The sequence below is a fragment of the Mycobacterium sp. genome, assembly GCF_049683355.1.
Lineage (GTDB): Bacteria > Actinomycetota > Actinomycetes > Mycobacteriales > Mycobacteriaceae > Mycobacterium.
Map to the genome: position 1 here is coordinate 1 of NZ_JBAUJB010000258.1, position 5,448 is coordinate 5,448.

Annotated in this window: 8 protein-coding genes and 1 pseudogene; 3 read left to right on the plus strand and 6 right to left on the minus strand. The window is 63.8% G+C overall.

Going from position 1 to position 5,448, the window contains the following annotated elements:
- Nucleotides 1-135: 135 nt before the first annotated feature.
- Nucleotides 136-339 (plus strand): annotated as a pseudogene (locus tag WA944_RS15555) (HNH endonuclease signature motif containing protein); the annotation flags it as partial.
- 34 nt (nt 340-373) lie between these two features.
- On the plus strand, nt 374-871 hold the full coding sequence (locus tag WA944_RS15560) for a nitroreductase/quinone reductase family protein (RefSeq protein ID WP_526369436.1): 498 nt from the start codon (nt 374-376) through the stop codon (nt 869-871).
- Between the two features lie 30 nt (nt 872-901).
- Here the strand turns inward: WA944_RS15560 and WA944_RS15565 are convergent, their stop codons facing one another.
- From WA944_RS15565 to ychF, 6 genes are all read right to left on the minus strand, one after another.
- Nucleotides 902-1,243: a DUF1801 domain-containing protein gene (locus WA944_RS15565; protein WP_526369438.1), complete on the minus strand. Its 342-nt coding sequence runs from the start codon at nt 1,241-1,243 to the stop codon at nt 902-904.
- Nucleotides 1,244-1,359: 116 nt separating this feature from the next.
- On the minus strand, nt 1,360-1,869 hold the full coding sequence (locus tag WA944_RS15570) for a nitroreductase family deazaflavin-dependent oxidoreductase (RefSeq protein ID WP_526369440.1): 510 nt from the start codon (nt 1,867-1,869) through the stop codon (nt 1,360-1,362).
- 105 nt (nt 1,870-1,974) lie between these two features.
- Nucleotides 1,975-2,403 carry a PIN domain-containing protein gene (locus WA944_RS15575; protein WP_526369442.1) on the minus strand — a complete coding sequence of 143 codons (429 nt, stop codon included), beginning with the start codon at nt 2,401-2,403 and terminating at the stop codon, nt 1,975-1,977.
- Complete coding sequence (locus WA944_RS15580; RefSeq protein WP_526369444.1) at nt 2,400-2,639, minus strand: AbrB/MazE/SpoVT family DNA-binding domain-containing protein; 240 nt, start codon at nt 2,637-2,639, stop codon at nt 2,400-2,402. The genes WA944_RS15575 and WA944_RS15580 overlap by 4 nt, the downstream gene beginning before the upstream one ends.
- Before the next feature lie 53 nt (nt 2,640-2,692).
- Nucleotides 2,693-3,454: a bestrophin-like domain gene (locus WA944_RS15585; protein ID WP_526369446.1), complete on the minus strand. Its 762-nt coding sequence runs from the start codon at nt 3,452-3,454 to the stop codon at nt 2,693-2,695.
- 204 nt (nt 3,455-3,658) lie between these two features.
- Nucleotides 3,659-4,741 (minus strand): redox-regulated ATPase YchF, encoded by a 1,083-nt coding sequence (gene ychF / locus WA944_RS15590; protein WP_526369448.1) that lies wholly within the window; start codon nt 4,739-4,741, stop codon nt 3,659-3,661.
- Nucleotides 4,742-4,823: 82 nt separating this feature from the next.
- On the opposite strand from ychF, the gene WA944_RS15595 reads away from it, so the two are divergent.
- A partial coding sequence (locus tag WA944_RS15595; protein ID WP_526647099.1) for a DUF6542 domain-containing protein occupies nt 4,824-5,448 on the plus strand: 625 nt, incomplete at its 3' end.

Sequence of the window (5,448 nt, forward strand, 5' to 3'; positions counted from 1 at the left end):
CCTGACAATCGGCACGACACCCCGACCACCGACAGCCCCGCTCGACACGATCGAGCGGGGCTAATTCACGCCGAACCAGCCTCAACGGCAACGACGCCACCATGTGCAACATCAGCGACGCGCAACAGCAGGTCGCCGCTGCAGAAAGACTGCGTGCTTCCCATCTCCCGTGGCGGGCGTTATGCCCTGGAGAACGTGGTGCCCTGCTGCCGTTCGTGCAACACCAGCAAGTGCAATTCCGAGGTGACGAGCTGGATGCGGCGAAAGAAGCTCGACGAGCGGGATTTCCTGGTCCGCCAGGTCGAGATCAACCGGGTCCTCGCGGCCGCAGCCGACTGAGCTCCCGTCGTCACCCGCGGGGTACGGTTCCTGCGTGCCATTGCGCTACGTCGATCCACACAGGAAGCGGGGCCGCCGCTACCAGGCGGGAGTTCGTTTCGGACGCTCCCGGGTAGGGCAGTTCGTCGCGAAGCACGTCGCCCGGCGCACCGACCCGTATCTGTTCCGCCTCACCGGTGGCCGGGTCAACATGGGCCCCATCGTCAACGCGCCGCTGACGTCCACCGGCGCGAAGTCCGGGCAGCCACGCACCGTACAGCTCACCTACTTTCACGATGGGTCCGACGTCATCCTGCTCGCCTCCAACTACGGCGGCAGCAAGAACCCGCAGTGGTATCACAACCTGAAGGTGAACCCGGACTGCGAGTTCGGCGGAGAGAGGTTCTCGGCCACTGAGGTCACCGACCCTGACGACTGCGCAAGGCTCTACGAGCTGGCCGAGCGGGTGTACGCCGGGTACTCCGACTACCGCGAGCAGACAGCACCGGTCGGCCGGCAGATTCCCATCTTCCGGCTGACGCCGCGCCTGTAGCCGTCCGGCGCGCTTCGCGTCGGGCGCTAACTAACGGCGATTGACCCTGACAGCCTCTTGAATCAATGATCTGAACGCGTCCGCATCCAGCTCATCGTCTTCGCGGAGATCGATGGAACGCCGGACGGGAGCCTCGAGGCTCGCGTTGAACAGATGGTCCGGGTCGGCCAAGGACGAACCTTTGGCGAAATTCACTTTGACCTTGCCCTTGTACATCTCCAGCGTGCAGATCAGACCGTCCAGCGAGAACGCCGGCACCCCGTCGGGGTTCGATGGCTTACGCCACTTGATCTCCTCGACGACGTCGGGTTCGGCTTGTTTGATCAACGACCGGATCTCATCGACCCGGTCGACGCGCCAATCCTCACTCACAGTTACAAACTAGGTCCGATCATCGGGCGTGACAACAACATACGGAGAACATGCGGAAACATGCCGAACTCGACGGAATCAGGTCACCGTCGGCGCAACCAGCTGTCGCGACACGTCTAGTCGATTGGCGTGAACGCCAAGAGCGGAATTCGTCGATCGCCGGAGGATTCTTCGTACATGTCATAGACGGGAATCCATTGCCTGGCCAGAGCCCACAGACGGTCATACTCGGCACCGGTGACTTCCTCGCCGACGAACCGGCCCTCAGATCCTCTCCCACAAAGCGTCACGGTGGGATGTGCCAGCACGTTGTGATACCAGGCCGGATGACGTGTACCGCCGTAGTTCGACGCAACCAGGATGACGCGGTCTCTGTCGGTGAAATAGATCAGGGGCGCGACTCGCCTGACTCCCGACTTGGCACCGGTGTGGGTCAGCAGTACGAAACGCGGCCAGGGTCCGATCGAACTCACCCGTCCGCAAGTGCGACGCATCAGCGTCGGATCGACTCGCGGGGAAACGCGCCGTAGATACCATTGGCCGGCAGGCGTCTTAGCGAACTTTGCAATGGCACTCTTCATGAGGCCGACGCTGTCGGTAGTCGGATCCACCCTTGGGATCGGCACGGAACAATCGTAACGGCGTCGCCCCGCGACCGCTCACTTCTTTTCCTGGTTGGTTACTATCAAACGTGGAATCTGAACTCCACGACGTTGCACCGCCAAACAACGTCAACCTCCGGCCGCCAGCACCTCGGTGACAACACCCAACGCCTCGTAGGTGGACCTGGCACGGGCGTCCCTGGTGGCCAAGACAACGCCATGCTCGCGCGCTGCCAACGCGACCAAAGCGTCGTATGTCGCGCCTCCGGCGATACCTCGCCGGGCGAATTCGCGATGCGCGGATCTCGAGGCACGGGCACCGAGCTGCAACGACGCGGCGAAGTTTCCATCGATCAACGCCACCGCATCGGCAGCGGTGACGCGAGCGTCGCCGGGCAGCCGAGTGAGGACCGAGTACGTCTCCGTCAGGGCGTGCCCGCAAAGACCCAGCGTTCGATTCTCGGCCCACGCAGCGACCATCGCGTGGTGTCGGTGCGACGCCATTACCAGCGGCACTGCGACACTGGTGTCGACCGCCGTCACCGACACCTCTGTCAACGTCGTCCCGAGTCGATCAGCGCGAACATCATCTCGTCGCTGACTTCGGTGTCTGCGCGGGCTACCAGACGTTCGTTGGCAACTCGTTCGACCCGAGCAGTTCTGCCGCCCGGGGTGATCTGCAATCCACCGCCGTATGCCGAGACGTCGACCCGTGATCCGGGGGTCAGCCCCAGCGCGTCGCGCAGCTGCTTGGGCAAGACGATACGGCCGCCGGAATCGATGACAGCTTCCATGGGATCAGGCTACCAGTGAGATCCCATTCGCCACTGGGCACTGATTCACGCGTTTACGATCGACCCATCTGGTCCAAGGCGACGCTCAGAGAGGTGCTGGGGATCTTGACCAGCCCGCCGTACGGCTGATCCATTTCGAGCATCATGAAGATCGGGCCGGCAAGTGCAATCGCGGCGACCAGCAATGCCGCGATCACGCTGGCGTTTCGCGGTGCGAACAGCCCGAAACTGGCAAAGATCACCGCTAGCCACGCCACGACGACCACGAAGAATGCCCACGGGAATCGGCTTTCGATCTGCCCGACGGTCGTCCACCGCGACTCGGCAATCGTGTTGGTGTTCTCCAGCGCGTTCGACTGCAGCCACTGCTGTCGCTCCGTCTGGGGCGACAGATCAAAAAGCTCTCGCTGAACCAAATTGATGCCGGCCCCACTGCTGAGCGCGGTGAGCGACACCGCACCGCCTTCCTCCGGCCAGATCTGGTGGATTCGTTGTGCAAGTAGATCCTTGGCCAATGCTCGTATTGGCGCGGTCTCCGGCCCATACTCTTCCAAGGTCCGATCAAGCATGATGAATTGCACTCCCGCACTGCGCAACTCACTCTCTTTCTCGGCAAGCGAGCTGATGGAGGAGCCGGTGAGGAGGCCGAGCACCACTGCCGACAGTGTCCCGAGCATGGCCATTATCGTCCTGATGGCATCGCGCGACTCGGGGCTTATATGGGGGTCGGGAAGGACCTTACCGAGAAACATCCCCAACAGTCCGCCGCCGAAGATGATGGCAAAGACACCGACCCCGATCAGGACGTCTTTCACTCGGCCCCTCGCTCTCCACCGCGGGAACAGCGGAGAGCGCCTGCGGTTGGCCGCGTTCAACGTACTGCCTGGCGTTCGGCTTGTATGGCGATCGATGAGCTTGCGCTCCATAACATCGGCAAAAGCTGTCAGAGCCTCAGCCCAAGCTCGGCTACTTCAAAAGGCTGGCCGCAAGCGGAGCCACCCGGCGCCCTGTCGTCCTAGCTAGACGTTGAACCGGAACTCGACCACGTCGCCGTCGGCCATCACGTAGTCCTTGCCCTCCATCCGGACCTTGCCGGCGGACTTGGCCGCGGTCATGGAACCAGCGGCGACCAGGTCGTCGAAGGACACGATCTCGGCCTTGATGAAGCCCTTCTCGAAGTCCGAGTGGATGACTCCGGCAGCCTTCGGCGCGGTGTCACCCTTATGAATCGTCCAGGCGCGGGCCTCTTTCGGGCCCGCTGTCAGGTAGGTCTGCAACTTCAGCGTGTGAAAACCGGCGCGCGCCAACGCATCCAGCCCCCGTTCGGTCTGACCGATCGACTCCAGGAGCTCGGCAGCGGATTCCTCGTCGAGCTCCTGGAGCTCGGCTTCGATCTTCGCGTCCAGGAACACCGCGTCGGCCGGGGCCACCAGATCGCGCAACTCGGCGACCTTCGCGGAATCGGTGAGCACCGACTCGTCTGCGTTGAAAACGTACAGAAAAGGCTTGGAGGTCATCAGGTTCAGCTCGCGCAACAACGACACGTCGACATCCCGCGGAGGACTTGAGAACAAAGTCATGCCGGTGTCGAGCACCTGCTGCGCCGCGGTGGCGGCGTCGAAGACCGGTCTGCGGTCCTTGTGGGTGCGGGCTTCCTTCTCCAGCCGCGGCAGCGCGCGCTCCAAGGTCTGCATGTCGGCGAGGATCAGCTCGGTCTCGATGATCTCGATGTCGGACTTGGGGTCCACCCGGCCGTCGACGTGCACGACGTCATCGTCGGAGAACACCCGCACCACCTGGCAGATCGCATCGCTCTCGCGGATGTTGGCAAGGAACTTGTTGCCGAGCCCAGCGCCCTCGGACGCCCCTTTGACGATGCCGGCGATGTCGACGAACGTCACCGGCGCGGGCACGATTTTCTCCGAGCCGAAGATCTTCGCGAGCTCACCCAGCCGCGGATCCGGGAGCGCCACCACCCCTTCGTTCGGCTCGATGGTCGCGAACGGGTAGTTGGCGGCCAGCACGTCGTTACGCGTCAATGCGTTGAACAATGTCGACTTGCCGACGTTCGGTAGTCCGACGATTCCCAGATTCAGGCCCACGGGGACCACAGTGTAGGCGCTGTGATCGGCACGCCACCCGGCGCTGGCGGCGTCTTGGTGCCTCAGCCGGTACGGTCGACCTGTGTCAGGACAGCGCGCACGGTCGGCGATACCGGCCGATCACCGCTCTGCGCATCCCAGTTTCGCGGGTGTCCCGTGGTGGGGTGCGGTCCTGATCGCTGTCGCCGCGTCGGCGGTAGGTTTCGCCGTCGACGCCGCCTCCGGCGGTGGCGAGCTCACCAAGGTCTTCGCCGCGCTCTACGCCATCGGTTGTCTGGCCGCGGTGCTGGCGGTGCGGCAGACGGCGGTGTTCACGGCGGTGATCCAACCGCCGCTGATCCTGTTCGTCCTGGTGCCCAGCGCGTACTACCTGATGCACAGCGCCGACATCGACGGCGTCAAGGACGTCCTGATCAACTGCGGCTATCCGCTGATCGAACGCTTCCCGCTGATGTTCTTCACCGCTGCGGCGGTGTTGCTCGTGGGCGCCGCCCGCTGGTACTTCGGCGCATCGTCCGACCGGGACACAGCCTCCGAAAAGACACCCCGCACCGGAGGTGGACTGTTCGCGAAGGTGTCCTCGCTGCTGGGAGGCGGACAAACCGCCGACTCGGCCGAGCCCGACAGTCGACGCCGCCACTCCGGTGACCGACGGACCCGCGGCGCGGCCAACCCCGCCGCCAAAGCGGCGGCCCGCAGCGCACGCC